This is a genomic window from Bradyrhizobium sp. CSA207 (assembly GCF_029051685.1).
In the GTDB taxonomy this organism is placed as follows: domain Bacteria; phylum Pseudomonadota; class Alphaproteobacteria; order Rhizobiales; family Xanthobacteraceae; genus Bradyrhizobium.
In genome coordinates, this window is the sequence record NZ_JAACFT010000006.1 from 48,062 (window position 1) to 65,954 (window position 17,893).

Consider the following 17,893-nt stretch of genomic DNA (forward strand, 5'->3'; position numbering starts at 1 on the left):
CCGTAGGGTGGGTTAGCGAAGCGTAACCCACCAATCCCTTTGCCGCGACACGGTGGGTTACGCCAAGCGGACTGCGCTTCGCGCAGCCGCGGGGCTAACCCACCCTACACATCACCGCTCATCTCGCGCAGGCCGCGATGACGAGCGTTATTCCTTGCCGTTGTCGTCCTTGGTCAAAAAGCCCTTCGCCTGCATGGCAAGATGCACCCTGTTGGCGAAGGTCGCGTCGGTGCCCTTGGCGACCAGCGCGGCGTGCTCGGCAACCGCGTCGCAGAGCGTCGCCACCCATTCGTTGTCGGCCTTGGCGAAGTCCGACAGCACGTGGCCGTGCACCAATTCCTTGACGCCGGGATGACCGATGCCGAGCCGCACCCGGCGGTACTCGTTGCCGATATGCGCAGAGATCGAGCGCAGGCCGTTGTGGCCGGCGATGCCTCCGCCGATTTTCACCCGCACCTTGCCTGGCGGCAGCTCGATCTCGTCATGGAACACGGTGACGTCGCCCGGTGCGATCTTGAAGAAGCTGGCCGCCTCCTGAACGCTGCGGCCCGACTCGTTCATGTAGGTCGTGGGCTTGAGCAGGATCACGCGCTCAGGTCCGAGCGTGCCTTCCGAGGTCTCGCCCTGAAAGCGGCGGCGCCATGGCGAGAAACCATGACGCCGCGCAATCTCGTCGACGGCCATGAAGCCGATATTGTGCCGGTTTCGTGCGTATTTCGCGCCGGGATTGCCGAGCCCAACAAACAGTCGCATGACGCGGCGCGCCCCTCGCTCGGCGCGCGATCAGAGACCGCGCGCCAGCTTTGAGAGATTACTTCTTCTTGTCGCCGCCGGCGGGAGCCTTGGCAGCCGCGGCCGGAGCCGCAGCACCCGCAGCCGGCGCAGCCGCGCCAGCCGCCGGAGCAGCCGCAGCACCCGGAGCCGCACCACCGGCCGCAGCCGCAGCCGCCGCCTTCTGCTCTTCGGCATAGCCGGACGGCGGCACGATGGTAACGAGCGTGGCGTCCTCGCGCGCCAGCGTCTTCACGCCGGTCGGCAGCTTGACGTCCGACAGATGCAGCGAGTGACCGATTTCGAGCGAGCCGACGTCGACTTCGATGAACTGCGGAATGTTCTCCACGCCGCATTCGAGCTCGATCGCGTGGGCGACGATGTTGACAGTGCCGCCGCGCTTCACGCCGGGCGAGCCTTCCGCCTTCACCACGTGCAAGGGCACGCTGATGCGGATGGTGGCGCCTTCGCCGAGCCGCATGAAGTCGACATGGATCGGAAAATCCTTGACGGGATCGAGGTGGAAGTCGCGCGGAATCACGCGATGCTTCTTGCCCTCGAGGTCGATGTCGACCAGCGTGGTCAGGAACCGGCCGGCGAGGATGCGCTGGCGCAGTTCACGATCTGCAATCGAGATCGTGAGCGGGGGCTGGTTGTTGCCATAGATCACTCCGGGCACTCTGCCGGCGCGACGCTCAGCCCGGGCGGCCCCCTTGCCGCTCTTCGGACGTGCGGTCGCCTTCAATTCCTTGACGGTCGCCATAACGTTAAGTCCTTGTTTTTGCAAAAGTTAATGGGCCGCAAGGCGGCCCATGGTGCCGTCCACAGCAAGCCTCCAGGGGTGCGGGGGCCGCGGACGTGGCGGGCTTTTAACCGGAAGAGGCGGAAATGACAAGAAGATTGGCCGCAGGGCGGCCCCAAGAGTAGCCCGGATGGAGCGAAAGCGTAATCCGGGGAACTCGTGCAACGGGCGAGACTGGTCCCGGATTGCGCTGTGCGCTCCATCCGGGCTACGGCCGTGTCAGGTGGTTGGCGTCCCGCCGAGCTTGGCCTCCAGCGCCGCGATGCGCGCCTTCAGTGCCTCGTTCTCCTCACGGGCGAGGCGCGCCATATCCTTGACCGCCTCGAACTCCTCGCGCTTGACCAGGTCCATGTCGCGCAGGAATTTCTCGGCCTGGGTGCGCAACACGGTGTCGAACTCGCGCTTGACGCCCTGGGCAGCGCCGGCGGCGTCGTTCATCAGGCGGCCGATCTCGTCGAAAAACCGGTTGCTGGTCTGGGTCATGGCGGCCTCCGAAACACTTTTGCGCGAACTCTCCAAAACACAATGGCAATCCGAACAGCGCGGTTCAAGGGCCGATCGGCGGTATCCTTGTCATGTCCCGGTTTCCTTGCAATCGTATTCAACGTCCCTGCATAACAAGAATCACAAGGCGCCTGCTCGCGCTCTATCGCCGCAATCTCGTCCAGACATAGAAGGCGCGATGCCCTTTCTGCTCATCGACTTTCCCGCCTTCAAGCCGATCGCAATCGAGATCGGCCCGTTCGCGATCCGCTGGTATGCGCTGGCCTATATCAGCGGCATCGTCTTCGGCTGGCTCTATGCTCGCTCGCTGTTGAAGAACCAGCGCCTGTGGGGCGGACCTGCACCGATCTCGCTGCTCCAGATCGACGACTTCATCCTCTGGGTCACGCTCGGCATCATTCTGGGCGGCCGCACCGGCTACGTGCTGTTCTACAATTTACCCTTCTTCATCGAGCATCCCGCCGCGATCTTCAAATTGTGGGAGGGCGGCATGTCGTTCCATGGCGGCTTCCTCGGATGCGTCGTCGCGGTGATGTGGTTTGCCTACCGCAACAGCATCCCGATCCTGTCGCTCGGCGACATCACCACGGCAGTCGCCCCGGTCGGGCTGCTGCTCGGGCGGATCGCCAATTTCATCAATGGCGAATTGTGGGGCCGCGCCACCGACCCGGACCTGCCCTGGGCAATGATCTTCCCCAACGATCCAACGCAGCTGCCGCGCCATCCCAGCCAGCTCTACGAGGCCGGCATGGAAGGCATCCTGCTGTTTACGGTCCTCGCAGTGATGATCCGCTTCGGCGCCCTGAAGCGGCCGGGCATGATCCTCGGGGCCTTCATCCTGATCTATGGCCTGACCCGGATTGCCGGCGAACATTTCCGCGAGCCGGACGTCCAGCTCGGCTACCTCTGGGGCGGATTAACCATGGGCATGCTGTTGTCGATTCCGATGCTTATTGTCGGCGGCATACTTATTGTATTGGCAGTGCGGCGCGGTGCGCCGAAGCCTGTCGAGGCTATTCGTTAATTCCTTCTGGGAAAGCAGGCCGTGACCGACTCGCCGCTACTCAACGAGATCAAGGCGCTGATCAAATCCTCGGGCCCCATGCCGGTCTGGCGGTACATGGAACTGTGCCTGATGCATCCGCGCTATGGCTATTACGTCTCGCGCGATCCGCTCGGGCGCGAAGGCGACTTCACCACCGCGCCCGAAGTCAGCCAGATGTTCGGCGAACTCCTCGGCCTGTGGAGTGCGTCGGTATGGAAGCAGATGGGCTCGCCGCAGTTCCTGCGGCTGATCGAGCTCGGCCCCGGCCGCGGCACCATGATGGCGGATGCGCTGCGCGCACTCCGCGTGCTGCCGCCGCTGTACCAGTCGCTTCACATCCACATGATCGAGGTCAACCCGGTGCTGCGCGAGCGGCAGATGGCGACGCTGTCGGGCGTGCGCAACATCACCTGGCACGGCAGCATCGACGACGTGCCCGACGGCCCGAGCATCATCCTCGCCAACGAATATTTCGACGTTCTCCCGGTCCACCAGATGGTCAGGCACGAGAACGGCTGGCACGAGCGCGTGATCGAGGTCGACGGCAACGGCAAGCTTGAGTTCGGCGCGGCGGCCGAGCCGACGCCGCGCTTCGAAATATTACTGCCGCCTTTGGTGCGCGCGGCGCCCATCGGCGCCGTGTTCGAATGGCGGCCCGACGCCGAGATCATGAAGCTTGCCACAAGGGTCCGCGACCAGGACGGCGCGGCGCTGGTCATCGATTACGGCCATCTGCGCAGCGATGCCGGCGATACGTTCCAAGCGATCGCGCGGCACAGCTTCACCGATCCCCTGAAGGCGCCGGGCCAGGCCGACGTCACCGCCCATGTCGACTTCCAGGCGCTGTCGCGCGCGGCCGAGGATGTCGGCGCCCGCGTGCACGGTCCGGTGACGCAGGGCGATTTCCTCAAGCGCATCGGCATCGACACCCGCGCCGCCGCCCTGATGCAGAAGGCGACGCCGGATATCGCCACCGACATCTCTGTGGCACTGAAGCGCCTGACCGATACGGGGCGCAGCGGCATGGGCTCGATGTTCAAGGTGCTCGGCATCTCCGAGCCGCGGCTGACCGCAATTGCGGGCCTCAGCGATCTCGAACAGGCTGGAGAGAGCTCATGACCCTTGCGTCGTCACTGCTGTCGGCGGTGCCCGGTTTGCGCCATGCCTTTTTCACCCGCGAGGGCGGCGTCTCCAATGGCGTCTATTCAGCGCTGAACGGCGGGCTCGGCTCCAACGACGATCCGGCCCATGTCGCGGAGAACCGCCGCCGCATGGCGGAGCATGTCGGCGTCGCACCGGAGCGCTTCCTCAGCCTGCACCAGATTCATTCGCCCGACGTCCTCATCGCCGAAGCGCCTTGGCCTGGCGGACCGCGGCCGAAGGGCGATGCGCTGGTCACCAGGAGCCCCGGTATCGCGCTCGGCGTCTCCACCGCCGATTGCGGTCCGGTGCTGTTCGTCGACCCCGAGGCGCGGGTCATCGGCGGCGCCCATGCCGGCTGGAAGGGCGCGCTCACCGGCGTGCTGGAGGCGACAATCGCGGCGATGGAGAAGCTCGGCGCCTCGCGCAGTGGCATCATCGCGGCGATCGGTCCCTTGATCCGCCAGGACAGCTACGAGGTCGGCAACGAGTTCGTGGCGCGCTTCATCGAGGCGGACGCAGAGAATGCCGTGTTCTTCATCCCTTCGGTGCGCGAAGGCCACGCAATGTTCGATCTCGCAGGCTTCATCCGCATGCGGCTGGAGACCGCCGGCATTTTGATGATCGACGATCTCGGCCTCGACACCTACGCCGACGAGCGCTTCTTCAGCTACCGCCGCTCGGTGCATCGCAAGGAGCCGGATTACGGCCGCCACATCCACACGATCGCGCTGGAGGGGTGAACACAAGAGCAACACGTCGTCATTCCGGGGCGATGCGAAGCATCGAGCCCGGAATCCATCGTGCAGCGGTCCCGCGGTGAAATGGATTCCGGGCTCGCGCCAAAGGGCGGCGCGCCCCGGAATGACACGGGGGTTTGTGTCGCCCCTGCCCTAGACGTTAATCGGTTTTAACGATATCGCTGCCCTCCATAATGAGGGATGCGTCATCATTCTTGCGCCGCGCGGGCTCGCGTGGGCTGGCGGTCATGCTGCTGGCGGCGGCGACCGCGCTCGGCGGCTGCGCCGGCGGGGGCACTGCGACCAACTCCTATGCGATGGCGCCGAGCGCCGGCAGCGGGGCGACGGTTGCCTTCGAGTCGATCGACGGGCCGCCGCCGCAGGTATTCGACCGCATGGTCGGCGTGCTCGACAGCGAATCCAAGCTGCGCAGCCTGTCCGTCGTCTCCCGCGAAGGTGCGGCTGCCTACCGTGTGCGCAGCTACCTCTCCGCCCAAATCGTGCGCGGCAAGACCGTGATCGCCTGGGTCTGGGACGTCTACGACGCCAACCAGCAGCGGGCGCTGCGGCTCTCCGGCGAGGAACCGACCTCCGGCAAGGGCGGCCGCGACGCTGCTCGAGATCCTTGGTCGGCCGCCGACGATCTGGTGCTGCGGAAGATCGCCCAGGCCGGATTCAGCGGACTTTCCAACATGATCAATGGAGCGCCGGATGCGCCGGGCCCCGTTCCGGGCCTGCGGGGACCAGCGGTGGCGAGCGTGATGCCCTCGGCACCCGCACCGGACATGCCGGCCACGGCGCTCGGCTATGCCGAGCGATAACCACCGCTAAACCACGGCCTCAGGTATTTTCAGGACTCCTGCCAAACCGTTGGTCAGACTCGGGATTTTCGCAGGGGAAACGTAGCATCCCGGGTTGCCAGCGCGGCCCTCGGCCTGATATTTGCTCGCCCGTCGTAACCGTGCTTCCAGTGGGTATCTGTGATGTTGAACGTCGTATCCAGCAAAGCGCGGGAGGAAGCGTCGATGTCGGCCAAAAACGGCTCTATCAAGCTCGTCGCCGGCAACTCCAATCCGGCGCTCGCACAAGCCATCGCCCAGGGCCTGGACCTGCCGCTGACCAAAGCGGTGGTGCGGCGCTTCGCCGACATGGAGATCTTCGTCGAGATCCAGGAGAACGTCCGCGGCTCGGATGCCTTCGTCATCCAGTCGACCTCGTTCCCGGCCAACGACCATCTGATGGAATTGCTGATCATCACCGACGCGCTGCGCCGGTCGTCGGCGCGCCGCATCACCGCGGTGCTGCCTTATTTCGGCTATGCGCGGCAGGACCGCAAATCGGGTTCGCGCACGCCGATCTCGGCCAAGCTGGTCGCCAATTTGATCACCCAGGCCGGCGTCGACCGCGTCATGACGCTCGACCTGCATGCCGGCCAGATCCAGGGCTTCTTCGATATCCCGACCGACAATCTCTACGCAGCGCCGCTGATGGTGCGCGACATCAAGGATAAGTTCGACCTCTCCAAGGTGATGGTGATCTCGCCCGACGTCGGCGGCGTGGCCCGCGCGCGCGGGCTCGCCAAGCGCATCAACACCCCGCTCGCGATCGTCGACAAGCGCCGTGAGCGGGCCGGCGAATCCGAGGTCATGAATGTAATCGGCGACGTCTCCGGCTACACCTGCATCCTGGTCGACGATATCGTGGACTCAGGCGGCACGCTCGTGAATGCGGCCGATGCGCTGATCGCCAAGGGCGCCAAGGACGTCTACGCCTACATCACTCACGGCGTGCTCTCGGGCGGCGCGGCCGCCCGCATCACCAACTCCAAGCTGAAAGAGCTCGTGATCACCGACTCGATCCAGCCCACGGATGCTGTGAGCAAGGCACCGAACATTCGCACGCTGCCGATCGCCAGCCTGATCTCGGACGCGATCGCGCGCACCGCCGCGGAAGAGTCGGTGTCGAGCCTGTTCGACTGAACATTCGCTGTCGTCATTCCGGGGCGGCGCGTCAGTCAGCGCCGAACCCGGAATTCATCTTGCAGCAGTTCACGTAGATAAATGGATTCCGGGCTCGCGCGGAGCCTGTCATCGGGCCGCGCTTTGCGCGGACCCGGTGACGCGCCCCGGAATGACCACTTGGCCTACCCCACGATCCCCGCGGCGACCTGGCCGCGCAGGCGCTCGAGCCCGAGCAGCGTGTTGGCGCAGGCTTCCGCGACCTCGACGCCCTTGATGGCGAAGTGGCGGCGGAAGAAGTCGTAGTGCACCTCGGTCTCGTGGAATTGCTGCGGCGTCAGCACCGCAGAGAACACCGGCACCTCGGTGCGCAGTTGCACGTCCATCAGCGCCTTGATCACGGTGTCGGCGACGAACTCGTGGCGATAGATGCCGCCATCGACCACGAGGCCGGCCGCGACGATCGCGGTGTAGCGCCGGGTCTTGGCCAGGATCTGGGCGTGCAGCGGGATCTCGAACGAGCCCGGCACCTCGAACACGTCGACATGGGTGAGGTGGCGCGCTTCCGCCTCCTTGATGAAGGCGATGCGGGCCTCCTCGACCACGTCGCGGTGCCAGCAGGCCTGCACGAACGCCACCCGCTGCGGCTTGGCGAAGCGCGGGTGCCCGGTCGCCGGATCCTGTGGAACCGGCGATGGGGCGACTTGGGAAGTTTCGACTTGGGCAGCTTCGGTTTGGGGATCTTGCAACATCTGATTCATGGCTTTCCTTCTTAAGGACCAGAATCAGGGCACACGGAACGACAAACAGCCGCATCCTGCGATGCGTCCGCCACCGACCGTTCTCTTTCATCCGGACTTTAACCGTCGGCTTCGGAGTTGCACCGAATCTGCTGACCCTTCCCTTCAGGAGAACCCTTTTCAGGAGAATCCTTGGGGAAGGCGCTCGCGGGCTTAGGCCTTTCGGCCCTTACCGCCGGTGGGGACTTTCACCCCGCCCTGAGAACATCGGCCGCTCAGGATGAACGGCCTGAGGGGAAATATGACGCCGGCCGGCGGCCGCGGCAAGCGCGTTCCGCATTGGAAAATCGCATGGTCCCATGCCGTCCCGGCGGGCTGGCCCTCGCGGGACGGAATTAACGATCGCCGGATCCGGCAAATCCGATTCCGATTTGTTCTGCTCGTTAATAATTGTGGCCGAGATGAGCTGTGGACGAACGAGTCCTGACTTGTGGACGGACTCCGGACCCGGTTGCGCAGATTCCGCAAATCACATCACTTGATCCGCGACAGGCCCGTGCCGATCCGAGGGATCGCAACAGCGACTCCGAGGGGACGCCGTAGCGACGTTGAGGGAGCGCGCGCCGGGCCAACCGCGTGCGTATCAAAGACAACAAAAAGGCAAGAGGTCGAGACGGCATGTCCCTGCTCGAAAGCACAATCGATTCCCGAAACCATCCGCTCGCGGTGGTCGAGGATATTGCCGCCAGCAACAACTGGCCGTTTGAACGCTCCGGCGAAGACGAACTTACGATTGTCTCCAAGGGACAATGGACCGACTATCAGCTCTCGTTCACCTGGATGGGCGAGATCGAGGCGCTGCATCTGGCCTGCGCATTCGACATGAAGATTCCCGTTGCGCGAAGGTCGGAGGTGCAGCGGCTGGTCGCGGCGATCAACGAGCAATTGTGGGTCGGGCATTTCGATCTGTGGACCCACACCGGCATGATCATGCACCGCCAGGCCCTGGTTCTGCCGGGCGGCCTGACCGCGTCGACCGCGCAATGCGAAGCCATGCTCGCCGGCGCCATCCACGCCAGCGAACGCTATTTCCCGGCGTTCCAGTTCGTGGTGTGGGCGGGCAAGTCCACCACGGAAGCGATGGACGCCGCGATGTTCGATACGGCGGGCGAGGCGTAGGGCGCGTCTCCTCAAGATGTGAGTGAGCCGCACAGCTTTCAACGTCGTCCTGGACAAGCGAGCGGCGGCGCACAGCGCCGCCCCTGGCGAGCGCAGATCCAGGACCCATACCGCGAGGTCTCTCCGTACCGCGCGATGCTTGTTGCTCCGCCTTCCATCCACTAGAAACATTCGGGGTAATGGGTCCTGGCTTTCGCCAGGACGACACCGAGTTTGGCAGCGGCTATGACGAGCAACAACACCCTCCAAAATATCACCGGCACCATCCTGCTTGCCGGCGCCGGCAAGATGGGCGGCGCGATGCTGACCGGGTGGCTGGCGGGCGGGCTCGACCCGCGCCGCGTCGCGGTGATCGATCCCTATCTTTCGCCCGAGATCAGCGCGCTTGCCGCCAAGGGCGTTGCGCTCAACCCCGATGCAACGACCGCCGGCGCGGTCGAGACACTCGTCGTCGCGGTCAAGCCGCAATTGTTTCGCGAGGCGGGTGCCAAGCTGAAGCCGTTCGTCTCCGACAAGACCTCCGTGGTGTCGATCATGGCGGGAATCACGATCGCCTCGCTTACGGAGGTCTGCGGCCGCGCCGTGGTGCGGGCGATGCCGAACACGCCGGCCGCAATCGGCCGCGGCATTACCGTTGCCGTCGCCGCGACGAATGTCAGCGCGCAGCAACGTAGCGTGGCCGATGCCCTGCTGCGCACCACCGGCTCCGTCGAATGGGTCGAGGATGAAGGCCTGATGGATGCGGTGACCGCCGTCTCCGGCTCGGGCCCTGCCTATGTGTTCCTGCTCGCCGAAGAGCTCGCGCGCGCCGGCGTGGAGGCGGGATTGCCCGAGGCGTTGGCGACCAGGCTCGCCCGCGAAACCGTCGCCGGCTCCGGCGAGCTTCTCCATCAATCGGAGCTTGCCTCCGGCACACTGCGCCAGAACGTCACCTCGCCCGGCGGCACCACGGCCGCAGCACTCGGCGTGCTGATGGGCGAGCCCGGCCTGCGCGACCTGATGATCCGTGCGATCGCGGCGGCCACGAAGCGTTCGAAGGAGCTGGCGAAGTAGGTGGATCCCCTCATGGTGAGGAGGCGCGAAGCGCCGTCTCGAACCATGAAGGCCCCTCATCTCGCTGCGGCGATCCTTCGAGACGCTTGCTCCGCAAGCTCCTCAGGATGAGGTCTGAGCAGGTAGCGGCTACGCCCCTAACCGCTTGTTGAACATCTCGACATTGACGAGACCGCGGGCGTGGCGGCCTTCGCCGAGCTTGCGTGGGCCCTCGAACGCCTCGACCTCGAAGCGGATGACGCGGCGCTCGACCGCGACCACCTTCGCGGTGGTTCGCACTGTCGCGCCGACGCGGGCTGCCGCAAGATGGCGGATGTCGACCTCGGTGCCGACCGTGACCCAGCCAGGCCTTAGCGCCGCGCGGATCGCATCGCCCGACGTCATCTCCATCTCCAAAATCATCATCGGCGTCGCATAGACAAAAGGCATGCCCGGCACGAAATGCCCGACCGTGCGCTCCACCGGCACCACCAGCGTGCGCTCGGCGCTCATGCCGATCGTGATGAAGTCGCGTGCGTCCATGGTTCTCTACCTGGTCGTCCTGGACAAGCGAAGCGCCGATCCAGGACCCATTACCCCGACTGCGTATCGTCGGCGCGGTGTAAACCACAACCTACCGCAACAACATAAAGCTGGGGTAATGGGTCCTGGCTTCGCCAGGACGACAAATGTGATTGCCGCGCGACCCGAAACTACTTCTTCGCCGCCGCCGCACGTTCCACGAAGGTCTTGCCGCCCTTCATCTTGTGGGCGAGCGGGGCTTCGTTGATCTGGATGACGACGGCGTCGGCGTCGACGCCGAGATTCTTCACCAGTGCCTGGGTGATGTCGCGCATCATGCCGGCCTTCTGTTCGTCGGTGCGGCCCACGGCCATGCTGACGGTGATCTCAGGCATTTTGTTTGCTCCCTGCTTTCGTCATGGCCGGGCTTGTCCCCGCCATCCACGTTCTTTCCCATCAAACAAGACGTGGATGCCCGGGACAAGCCCGGGCACGACGTCGCCTGCGAATGGCTATCCCCAGCTTACGTCATGGCGCGCCAACACCTCGCGCACTTTGGCGACGAGGTCGGCTTCGCTGCACGAGAATTGCGCCGGACGGCTCTCGCGCCATTCCTGGTTGGAGGCGATCGCGGCGGCCGCTTTCGCACCCTCGATCAGGTCCTTGATCTGCACCTCGCCGCGCGCCTTCTCGTCAGAACCCTGGATGATGACGCAGGGCGCGTTGCGGCGGTCGGCATATTTGAGCTGGTTGCCCATGTTCTTCGGGTTGCCGAGATAGAGCTCGGCGCGGATGCCGGCGGTGCGCAGGCTTGCGACCATCTTCTGGTAGTCGGCAACGCGGTCGCGGTCGAACACGGTGACGACGACGGGGCCGAACTCGGGCCGCGTGTCGAGCTTGCCGAGCAGCGTCAGCGCGGCCTGCAGTCGCGAGACGCCGATCGAGAAACCGGTCGCCGGCACCGGCTCGCCGCGGAAGCGCGAGACGAGGCCGTCATAGCGGCCACCACCGCCAACGGAGCCAAAGCGCACGGGACGGCCCTTCTCGTCCTTGGTGTCGAGCAGGAGTTCGACCTCGAAGACTGGACCGGTGTAGTATTCGAGGCCGCGGACGACGGAGGGGTCGATCTTGATGCGATCTTCGCCATAGCCGGCGGCAATCACGAGCATGCTGATCTGGTCGAGCTCATCGCGACCCTGCTGTCCAACGACGCTCGCACTGAGGCGCGGATCAATCGGCGCGTCTTTATTGTGCTCGATAGCGGAGACGACCAGCGCAATGTCCTCGTCCTTCAGCCCTGCCCCCTTGGTGAAGTCGCCGGACTCATCTTTGCGACCAGGACCAAGCAATTGCCTGACTCCGTCCAGGCCGAGCCGATCGAGCTTGTCGATCGCGCGCATGACGGTGAGCCACTGGCCGTCATCGGCGATGCCGAGCGCATCGCGCACGCCGTCGAGCACCTTGCGGTTGTTCACCTTCACGACATACGAGCCGCGCGCGATGCCCAGCGCCTCCATCGTATCCGCCGCCATCATGCAGATCTCGGCGTCCGCCGCCGGCGTTGCCGAACCCACCGTGTCCGCGTCGAACTGCATGAACTGGCGGAAGCGGCCGGGGCCGGGCTTTTCGTTGCGGAAGACGTAGCCGACGCGGTAGCTGCGATAGGGCAACACCAGAGCGTCGGTCCCGTATCGCTCGCCGACGTAGCGCGCCAGCGGCGCGGTCAAATCGTAGCGCAGCGAAATCCACTGCTCGTCGTCGTCCTGGAACGAGAACACGCCCTCGTTCGGGCGGTCCTGATCGGGCAGGAATTTTCCGAGCGCGTCGGTGTATTCCATCGCCGGCGTCTCCACCGGCTCGAAGCCGTAGAGCTCGTACACGGCGCGGATCTTCTCGACCATCTCGCGCGTGGCCCGGATCGCGGCGGGATCGCGATCCTCCAGCCCGCGCGGCAGGCGCGCCTTCAGTTTCTGCGGTTTTTTGGGTTTCTCGGCCATGCGCGGCGTTTACCAGCCGACGCGCGAAGCGGCAACTGCTGGCGTGAGCTTCTTCCCCTCTCCCCTTGTGGGAGAGGGTGGCTCGCCGCGTAGCGGCGAGACGGGTGAGGGGTCTCTGTCCGCGAGTGCAACTCGCATTTGAATACGAGGAAACAACCCCTCATCCGGCGCTTCGCGCCACCTTCTCCCACAGGGGGAGAAGGGAAGCACCCGTTTCGCCAATCAAATCACCTTTTTGATCCAGTTGTGCGGATCGTTGGTGCGGCCGTACTGGATATCGACGAGCTGCTTGCGCAGGCCCATGGCGACGGGGCCGGCGGCGCCGCCACTGATGTCGAAGTCGCCGCCGACCGAGCGCACCTTGCCGATCGGCGAGATCACGGCGGCTGTGCCGCAGGCGAATGCTTCCTTCAGCTTGCCGGAAGCTGCATCCTTGCGCCACTGGTCCAGCGAATAGGGCTCCTCGCGCACCGTCTTGCCGGCATCCTTGGCGAGCGCGATGATGGAGTCGCGGGTGATGCCGGGCAGGATCGTGCCGAGCGGCGGCGTCGACAGCGAGCCGTCCTCGAACACGAAGAAGACGTTCATGCCGCCAAGCTCCTCGATGTAACGGCGCTCGACCGCATCGAGGAAAACCACCTGATCGCAGCCGCGCTGGATGGCCTCGGCCTGCGCGCGCAAGCTCGCGGCGTAGTTGCCGCCGCATTTGACGGCTCCGGTGCCGCCGACCGCGGCGCGCGTGTAGTTCTCCGACACCCAGATCGAGACCGGCGCGGGACCGCCCTTAAAATAGGAGCCGACCGGCGAGGCGATCACCGCGAAGATGTATTCGGACGACGGCTTGACGCCGAGGAATATCTCGCTCGCAATCATGAAGGGGCGCAGGTAAAGGCTGCCCTCGCCGCTCGGAATCCAAGCGCGGTCGATGCGCACGACCTGCTCGACCGCTTCGATGAAGACTTCCTCGGGCAGCTGCGCCATCGCCATGCGGTCGGCCGCGTCCCTGAACCGCCGCGCGTTGGCGTCGGGGCGGAACAGGTTCACGCCGCCATCGTCGCGCTTGTAGGCCTTGAGGCCCTCGAAGATTTCCTGCGCGTAGTGCAGGACGGCGCCGGCCGGATCGAGCTGGAAGTTCGCGCGTGCCTCGATGCGCGCGTCGTACCAGCCGCCCTTGGCCTGGTTATAGCGGACGATGGCCATGTGATCGGTGAAGACCCGCCCGAAGCCCGGGTCCGCCAGCTTGGCGACACGATCCTTTTCGGGGGTCGGATTGGATGCGGGATGGATGTCGAATTTCATGCTCATGTCCTTGGCTCCCGCTGCCGGTGGCGACCTGTTCTGGCGCCCGCCTGCCCTGTTTGGGCCCGGCTGGCTTGATTAGGTTTGTGGCCGGACCACCGCCAGCCTTGTTACGGCCGGTTTCCGTGGCCAGCATGTCGCCGAGGACATGCTTTTGCGGAAGGCGGAAGTCCAGTATGTTTTGTCGACATGCCGCTCGACAATCGCACGGTAGATCTGATCCGGCCGTCGCCGCTGTCCGGCTCTCTCCGGCCGCTCTTGAAGATACCGCCCGACGCGGAACGATCTAAAATTTCGTACGGGCTGATCGTTTTGTAACATTGAACCCAAGATACGTCAATATGCCTGACATAAATTTCGCAACTCCCCCTCATGACGCCGCCGAGCCGCGGCCGGCAGCAGGCGATGGAGCCAATTTGCGCTGGGATATCATCGAGCTGCTGTTCTTCGCCTATCGCGATTTCGTCGGCGACCCCGACCACGAGCTGGAGGCTTTCGGCTTCGGCCGGGCCCATCACCGGGTCATGCATTTCGTCTACCGCTATCCGGGGCTCAAGGTCGCCGATCTGCTCGACGTCTTGCGCATCACCAAGCAATCGCTCGGCCGAGTGCTCAAGCAGCTGCTGGACGAAGGCTACATCGTGCAGAAGACCGGCGACAACGACCGCCGCCAGCGCCTGCTCTATGCGACACCCAAGGGCGAGGCGCTGGTGCAGAAGCTGGCCGGCCTGCAGACCACGCGGATCACCAAGGCGCTCTCGGAAATGACGCCGCAGGATGCCGAGACCGTCAAGCGCTTCCTGCGCGCGATGATCGACCGCGACGATCCGGACAAGGTGCTCGAGACGATCTTCGCCACAGTCAACCAAGACGCAAAGGAGTGACCGTGCCGCTCGCTGCCACGCTCGCCCGCCCGCCGGTGCAACCCGCCGACGATGCCCCGCATCTGCTGCTGGTCGACGACGACCGCCGCATCCGCGATCTGTTGTCGCGCTTCCTCGCTAGCGAGGGCTATCGCGTCACCACCGCCGCGAGCGCCGGCGATGCGCGCTCGAAGCTGCTCGGCCTGCATTTCGATCTGCTGATCCTCGACGTCATGATGCCCGGCGAGACCGGCTTCGATCTTGCGCGTTTCATCCGGACGTCCTCCTCGGTCCCGATCGTGATGCTGACGGCGCGGCACGAAGCGGAAAGCCGCATCGAAGGCCTGCAAATCGGCGCCGACGATTACGTGGCAAAGCCGTTCGAGCCGCGCGAGCTTGCGCTGCGCATCAACAACATCCTCAAGCGCGCCGCGCCGCCGCCGCAGGCCGCGACGGTGGAGAAGATCGCGTTCGGCCCCTACGTCTATCATCTCGATCGCGGCGAACTGCGCCAGGGCGAGGAGGTCATTCACCTCACCGACCGCGAGCGCGAGATGCTGCGGATTCTCTCGGAGACGCCGGGCGAGACCGTGCCGCGCAGCGCGCTGACTGGCAATGGCAGTGTCAACGAGCGCGCCGTCGACGTGCAGATCAACCGCCTGCGGCGCAAGATCGAGAACGACCCCGCCAATCCGCTGTTTCTTCAGGCGGTGCGCGGCATCGGCTACCGGCTTGTGGCCTCGCCCTAGAGTTCATAGCAGTGAAGCGCGAGCGATGAGCACGATCGATACCGGCCTGACGCTGCTGCGAAGCGCCGCCGGGCGCGTCTCCGCCGCCAATGGCTGGATGGGCAACGCGTTCAAGGGCTGGATGCCGACCGGCCTCTATGCGCGTGCGCTGCTGATCATGATCGTGCCGATGGTGGTGCTGCAATCCGTGGTCGCCTTCGTGTTCATGGAGCGGCACTGGAACACGGTGACGCGCCGCTTGTCGGCCGCGGTGGTGCAGGACATCGCCGCCCTGATCGACGTTTACAAGGGCTATCCGCAGGACAAGGACCGCGACCAGATCCGCCGCATCGCCCAGCAGCGCCTCGGCCTCGTGGTGGATTTCCTTCCCGCCGGCGACATGCCGCCGCCGGGGCCGAAGCCGTTCTTCTCGCTGCTCGACCAGACGCTGTCGGTGCAGCTCGGCCGCCAGATCGGGCGGTCGTTCTGGATCGACACCGTCGGCCGCTCCAATCTCGTCGAGATCCGCATCCAGCTCGACGACGCGGTGATGCGCGTGTTCGCGCAGCGCAGCGCCGCCTATGCCTCGAACTCGGAGATTTTTCTGTTCTGGATGGTCGGCACGTCCTCGATCCTTTTGATCGTCGCGGTGCTGTTCCTGCGCAACCAGATCAAGCCGATCCTGCGGCTTGCGGATGCCGCCGAAAGTTTCGGCAAGGGTCGCGAGGCACCGAACTTCCGCCCCAGAGGCGCGCGCGAGGTGCGGCGCGCGTCCGTGGCCTTCCTGGAGATGAAATCGCGCATCGAGCGCACGATGGAGCAGCGCACCGCGATGCTGGCCGGCGTCAGCCACGATCTGCGCACCATCCTGACCCGGTTCAAGCTCGAGCTGGCGCTGATCGGCGACAGCCCCGAACTGGAGGGCATGCGCAAGGACGTCGACGAGATGTCGATGATGCTGGAGGACTACCTCGCCTTTGCCCGCGGCGATTCCGGCGAGCAGTCGCAGCCGACCGACATGGCCCAGGCGCTGGAAGAGCTGCGCAGCGACGCCGAACGTCACGGCCACATCGCCACCGTGACGTTCCACGGCCTGCCGGTGGTCACGGTGAAGCCGGCCTCGTTCAAGCGCTGCCTCGCCAATCTCGTCACCAACGCCGCGCGCTACGGCAAAAGCATCGCCATCGCCGGCCAGCGCGATCACCGTTATTTGACCGTCACCATCGACGACGACGGGCCGGGCATCCCCATGCATTTGCGCGAAGAGGTGTTCAAGCCGTTCCTGCGGCTCGACAACGCCCGCAACCAGGATGAAGGTGGCACCGGCCTCGGCCTTGCCATCGCCCGCGACATCGCCCGCTCCCACGGCGGCGACATCACGCTCGGCGACAGCCCGATGGGCGGCCTGCGCGCGAGTGTGAGGATACCGGTGTAGCCCGCTTCTTCCTTCTCCCCTTGTGGGAGAAGGTGGCGCGGAGCGCCGGATGAGGGGTTGCTTCTACGCGCTCAGAGGCAAGAGATTAACGCGCCGAGAGAGACCCCTCACCCGTCTCGCCGCTACGCGGCGAGCCACCCTCTCCCACAAGGGGAGAGGGAGACAGCGCGACCAACGGCCACTGCCACCTACTTCGGCAGCAGCGCCTTCAGTTTGTCGACGTCGCGCACATTCATCTTGAATCCGCCGGGCATCACGATGTCGCCGGGCTTCTGGTCCGCCTTGCAGGCGCCTAGCCACTTGGCCTCGAGCGTCATGGTCGTATCGCGGCCCGCCGCGCCGACAGCGCCGCCTTGTGCGTGCGAGGAGGTCTTGACCGTGTAGGCCGAGTTGAAATCGCCTGTGATCTCGGCATGCGAGGTGGTGCTGATGCCGGCGACGTTGCACTCGGAATCACTGACATAGCCGGTCGCGGTCTTCTTAATGTCCTGCTTGGCGCAGATCTGCTTGGCCATCGGGGAGACGTTGTTGTTCATCTCCTTGTCGACACTCTCGTCGGTGCAGTGCTGCATGGTCATGTCCGGCATCGCCGAGCCGGTTCGGACCATCTTCAACTCCCACAGGCCGGCCTTGCGCACCGGCAAATCATCGGCGACCGCCGCGCCAGCGGACACAATCAGGCAAACGGCCGAACCGAGCAAAGCGAGCTTGCGCGTCATGCGAGAGGCTCCCAGCTGAGATGAGGTGACGCTATCTTGGCGTTACGAGAACCGCCTCAGTAGAGCGTGCGGATCGGCTGGTCGGCGGCACCATAGGGCACCCAGCGGCAGGAAAACGAGATGTAGCCGCCCTCATAGCCCTGCACCGCGAGGAATTTGGCCACCTTGCCGTACCGCGCGCAGTGGTCGACCGCGACCTGCCGGGCGTCGACCTGCGTCGCCATCGAATAAGCGATGATGCCGCCGGTGTCGTTGCCCTTGAACGGCGGCACCGGAAGGATATCGGCACGTGCCGACTGGCTCGCCAACGCACCCGAGACAACCAGGCTGGCAAGAAGGCCCGCGGCCGCAATGATTCGCATTCCCGTCACTCCAATTGGTTGGGGACAGCTTACGGTGCCGGCGCGGCGCTGAAAAGA

The 17,893-nt window shown here is 65.1% G+C and carries 20 protein-coding genes and 1 riboswitch; of the genes, 10 read left to right on the forward strand and 10 right to left on the reverse strand.

Going from position 1 to position 17,893, the window contains the following annotated elements; translation table 11 throughout:
- Nucleotides 1-147: 147 nt before the first annotated feature.
- The 3 genes from pth to GWG65_RS08060 form a co-directional block, all read right to left on the reverse strand.
- A complete protein-coding gene (gene pth / locus GWG65_RS08050) occupies nucleotides 148-753 on the reverse strand; it encodes an aminoacyl-tRNA hydrolase (protein WP_247382444.1) in 606 nt (201 codons plus the stop codon).
- Nucleotides 754-811: 58 nt separating this feature from the next.
- Nucleotides 812-1,534, reverse strand: a complete 723-nt coding sequence (locus GWG65_RS08055; protein WP_275194828.1) for a 50S ribosomal protein L25/general stress protein Ctc — start codon at nucleotides 1,532-1,534, stop codon at nucleotides 812-814.
- Between the two features lie 258 nt (nucleotides 1,535-1,792).
- On the reverse strand, nucleotides 1,793-2,056 hold the full coding sequence (locus GWG65_RS08060) for an accessory factor UbiK family protein (protein ID WP_247382442.1): 264 nt from the start codon (nucleotides 2,054-2,056) through the stop codon (nucleotides 1,793-1,795).
- Between the two features lie 199 nt (nucleotides 2,057-2,255).
- Between GWG65_RS08060 and lgt the strand changes: the two genes are divergently transcribed.
- The 5 genes from lgt to GWG65_RS08085 all read left to right on the forward strand — a co-directional run bounded on the left by lgt (nucleotide 2,256) and on the right by GWG65_RS08085 (nucleotide 6,981).
- Entirely contained in the window at nucleotides 2,256-3,101 is an 846-nt protein-coding gene (gene lgt, locus GWG65_RS08065; RefSeq protein WP_275194829.1) for a prolipoprotein diacylglyceryl transferase, read from the forward strand.
- 21 nt (nucleotides 3,102-3,122) lie between these two features.
- Nucleotides 3,123-4,241, forward strand: coding sequence for an SAM-dependent methyltransferase (locus GWG65_RS08070; RefSeq protein ID WP_275194830.1), 1,119 nt, complete (start codon nucleotides 3,123-3,125; stop codon nucleotides 4,239-4,241).
- Entirely contained in the window at nucleotides 4,238-5,005 is a 768-nt protein-coding gene (gene pgeF, locus GWG65_RS08075; protein ID WP_275194832.1) for a peptidoglycan editing factor PgeF, read from the forward strand. Before GWG65_RS08070 ends, pgeF begins: the two co-directional genes overlap by 4 nt.
- A 191-nt stretch (nucleotides 5,006-5,196) precedes the next feature.
- Nucleotides 5,197-5,823: a hypothetical protein gene (locus GWG65_RS08080; protein ID WP_275194833.1), complete on the forward strand. Its 627-nt coding sequence runs from the start codon at nucleotides 5,197-5,199 to the stop codon at nucleotides 5,821-5,823.
- A gap of 204 nt (nucleotides 5,824-6,027) precedes the next feature.
- Nucleotides 6,028-6,981 carry a ribose-phosphate pyrophosphokinase gene (locus tag GWG65_RS08085; RefSeq protein WP_187435840.1) on the forward strand — a complete coding sequence of 318 codons (954 nt, stop codon included), beginning with the start codon at nucleotides 6,028-6,030 and terminating at the stop codon, nucleotides 6,979-6,981.
- Nucleotides 6,982-7,145: 164 nt separating this feature from the next.
- Here GWG65_RS08085 and GWG65_RS08090 read toward each other — a convergent pair whose 3' ends face one another.
- Nucleotides 7,146-7,721, reverse strand: coding sequence for a 6,7-dimethyl-8-ribityllumazine synthase (locus tag GWG65_RS08090; protein ID WP_275194835.1), 576 nt, complete (start codon nucleotides 7,719-7,721; stop codon nucleotides 7,146-7,148).
- A gap of 75 nt (nucleotides 7,722-7,796) precedes the next feature.
- Nucleotides 7,797-7,970: riboswitch (FMN riboswitch) on the reverse strand.
- A 408-nt stretch (nucleotides 7,971-8,378) separates the two neighbouring features.
- On the opposite strand from GWG65_RS08090, the gene GWG65_RS08095 reads away from it, so the two are divergent.
- Together GWG65_RS08095 and proC are read left to right on the forward strand one after the other, a co-directional pair.
- A complete protein-coding gene (locus GWG65_RS08095; protein ID WP_275194836.1) occupies nucleotides 8,379-8,879 on the forward strand; it encodes a YbjN domain-containing protein in 501 nt (166 codons plus the stop codon).
- A 225-nt stretch (nucleotides 8,880-9,104) separates the two neighbouring features.
- Entirely contained in the window at nucleotides 9,105-9,932 is an 828-nt protein-coding gene (gene proC / locus GWG65_RS08100; RefSeq protein WP_275194838.1) for a pyrroline-5-carboxylate reductase, read from the forward strand.
- A 129-nt stretch (nucleotides 9,933-10,061) separates the two neighbouring features.
- Here proC and GWG65_RS08105 read toward each other — a convergent pair whose 3' ends face one another.
- The 4 genes from GWG65_RS08105 to GWG65_RS08120 all read right to left on the reverse strand — a co-directional run bounded on the left by GWG65_RS08105 (nucleotide 10,062) and on the right by GWG65_RS08120 (nucleotide 13,735).
- On the reverse strand, nucleotides 10,062-10,454 hold the full coding sequence (locus GWG65_RS08105; RefSeq protein ID WP_275194839.1) for a hotdog domain-containing protein: 393 nt from the start codon (nucleotides 10,452-10,454) through the stop codon (nucleotides 10,062-10,064).
- A 170-nt stretch (nucleotides 10,455-10,624) separates the two neighbouring features.
- Complete coding sequence (locus GWG65_RS08110; RefSeq protein WP_007596840.1) at nucleotides 10,625-10,828, reverse strand: tautomerase family protein; 204 nt, start codon at nucleotides 10,826-10,828, stop codon at nucleotides 10,625-10,627.
- 117 nt (nucleotides 10,829-10,945) lie between these two features.
- On the reverse strand, nucleotides 10,946-12,430 hold the full coding sequence (gene hisS, locus GWG65_RS08115; protein WP_275194843.1) for a histidine--tRNA ligase: 1,485 nt from the start codon (nucleotides 12,428-12,430) through the stop codon (nucleotides 10,946-10,948).
- Nucleotides 12,431-12,652: 222 nt separating this feature from the next.
- Nucleotides 12,653-13,735, reverse strand: a complete 1,083-nt coding sequence (locus GWG65_RS08120; protein WP_275194844.1) for a branched-chain amino acid aminotransferase — start codon at nucleotides 13,733-13,735, stop codon at nucleotides 12,653-12,655.
- A gap of 335 nt (nucleotides 13,736-14,070) precedes the next feature.
- On the opposite strand from GWG65_RS08120, the gene GWG65_RS08125 reads away from it, so the two are divergent.
- Genes GWG65_RS08125 through GWG65_RS08135 form a run of 3 tightly spaced genes read left to right on the forward strand, consistent with a single transcriptional unit; the run spans nucleotide 14,071 to nucleotide 16,755 of the window.
- Complete coding sequence (locus GWG65_RS08125; RefSeq protein ID WP_275194845.1) at nucleotides 14,071-14,613, forward strand: MarR family transcriptional regulator; 543 nt, start codon at nucleotides 14,071-14,073, stop codon at nucleotides 14,611-14,613.
- Nucleotides 14,610-15,341 carry a response regulator transcription factor gene (locus tag GWG65_RS08130; RefSeq protein WP_275194846.1) on the forward strand — a complete coding sequence of 244 codons (732 nt, stop codon included), beginning with the start codon at nucleotides 14,610-14,612 and terminating at the stop codon, nucleotides 15,339-15,341. The genes GWG65_RS08125 and GWG65_RS08130 overlap by 4 nt, the downstream gene beginning before the upstream one ends.
- Nucleotides 15,342-15,366: 25 nt before the next feature.
- Complete coding sequence (locus GWG65_RS08135; RefSeq protein WP_275194847.1) at nucleotides 15,367-16,755, forward strand: ATP-binding protein; 1,389 nt, start codon at nucleotides 15,367-15,369, stop codon at nucleotides 16,753-16,755.
- Nucleotides 16,756-16,943: 188 nt separating this feature from the next.
- Here GWG65_RS08135 and GWG65_RS08140 read toward each other — a convergent pair whose 3' ends face one another.
- Together GWG65_RS08140 and GWG65_RS08145 are read right to left on the reverse strand one after the other, a co-directional pair.
- Nucleotides 16,944-17,474 (reverse strand): DUF3617 family protein, encoded by a 531-nt coding sequence (locus GWG65_RS08140; RefSeq protein ID WP_275194849.1) that lies wholly within the window; start codon nucleotides 17,472-17,474, stop codon nucleotides 16,944-16,946.
- A 56-nt stretch (nucleotides 17,475-17,530) separates the two neighbouring features.
- The gene (locus GWG65_RS08145; protein WP_275194850.1) at nucleotides 17,531-17,836 is read right to left on the reverse strand and encodes a hypothetical protein; all 306 of its coding nucleotides are present in this window, start codon (nucleotides 17,834-17,836) and stop codon (nucleotides 17,531-17,533) included.
- Nucleotides 17,837-17,893 lie beyond the last annotated feature (57 nt).

Bases quoted from the DNA above. Each gene is read 5' to 3' on its own strand.
- GWG65_RS08095 (WP_275194836.1), top strand. From the start codon at position 8,379: ATGTCCCTGCTCGAAAGCACAATCGATTCCCGAAACCATCCGCTCGCG.
- GWG65_RS08105 (WP_275194839.1), bottom strand. From the start codon at position 10,454: ATGGACGCACGCGACTTCATCACGATCGGCATGAGCGCCGAGCGCACG.
- GWG65_RS08060 (WP_247382442.1), bottom strand. From the start codon at position 2,056: ATGACCCAGACCAGCAACCGGTTTTTCGACGAGATCGGCCGCCTGATG.
- GWG65_RS08110 (WP_007596840.1), bottom strand. From the start codon at position 10,828: ATGCCTGAGATCACCGTCAGCATGGCCGTGGGCCGCACCGACGAACAG.
- GWG65_RS08085 (WP_187435840.1), top strand. From the start codon at position 6,028: ATGTCGGCCAAAAACGGCTCTATCAAGCTCGTCGCCGGCAACTCCAAT.
- GWG65_RS08055 (WP_275194828.1), bottom strand. From the start codon at position 1,534: ATGGCGACCGTCAAGGAATTGAAGGCGACCGCACGTCCGAAGAGCGGC.
- hisS (WP_275194843.1), bottom strand. From the start codon at position 12,430: ATGGCCGAGAAACCCAAAAAACCGCAGAAACTGAAGGCGCGCCTGCCG.
- GWG65_RS08080 (WP_275194833.1), top strand. From the start codon at position 5,197: ATGAGGGATGCGTCATCATTCTTGCGCCGCGCGGGCTCGCGTGGGCTG.
- GWG65_RS08120 (WP_275194844.1), bottom strand. From the start codon at position 13,735: ATGAGCATGAAATTCGACATCCATCCCGCATCCAATCCGACCCCCGAA.
- pth (WP_247382444.1), bottom strand. From the start codon at position 753: ATGCGACTGTTTGTTGGGCTCGGCAATCCCGGCGCGAAATACGCACGA.
- proC (WP_275194838.1), top strand. From the start codon at position 9,105: ATGACGAGCAACAACACCCTCCAAAATATCACCGGCACCATCCTGCTT.
- pgeF (WP_275194832.1), top strand. From the start codon at position 4,238: ATGACCCTTGCGTCGTCACTGCTGTCGGCGGTGCCCGGTTTGCGCCAT.
- GWG65_RS08090 (WP_275194835.1), bottom strand. From the start codon at position 7,721: ATGAATCAGATGTTGCAAGATCCCCAAACCGAAGCTGCCCAAGTCGAA.
- GWG65_RS08140 (WP_275194849.1), bottom strand. From the start codon at position 17,474: ATGACGCGCAAGCTCGCTTTGCTCGGTTCGGCCGTTTGCCTGATTGTG.
- GWG65_RS08125 (WP_275194845.1), top strand. From the start codon at position 14,071: ATGCCTGACATAAATTTCGCAACTCCCCCTCATGACGCCGCCGAGCCG.
- lgt (WP_275194829.1), top strand. From the start codon at position 2,256: ATGCCCTTTCTGCTCATCGACTTTCCCGCCTTCAAGCCGATCGCAATC.
- GWG65_RS08145 (WP_275194850.1), bottom strand. From the start codon at position 17,836: ATGCGAATCATTGCGGCCGCGGGCCTTCTTGCCAGCCTGGTTGTCTCG.
- GWG65_RS08135 (WP_275194847.1), top strand. From the start codon at position 15,367: ATGAGCACGATCGATACCGGCCTGACGCTGCTGCGAAGCGCCGCCGGG.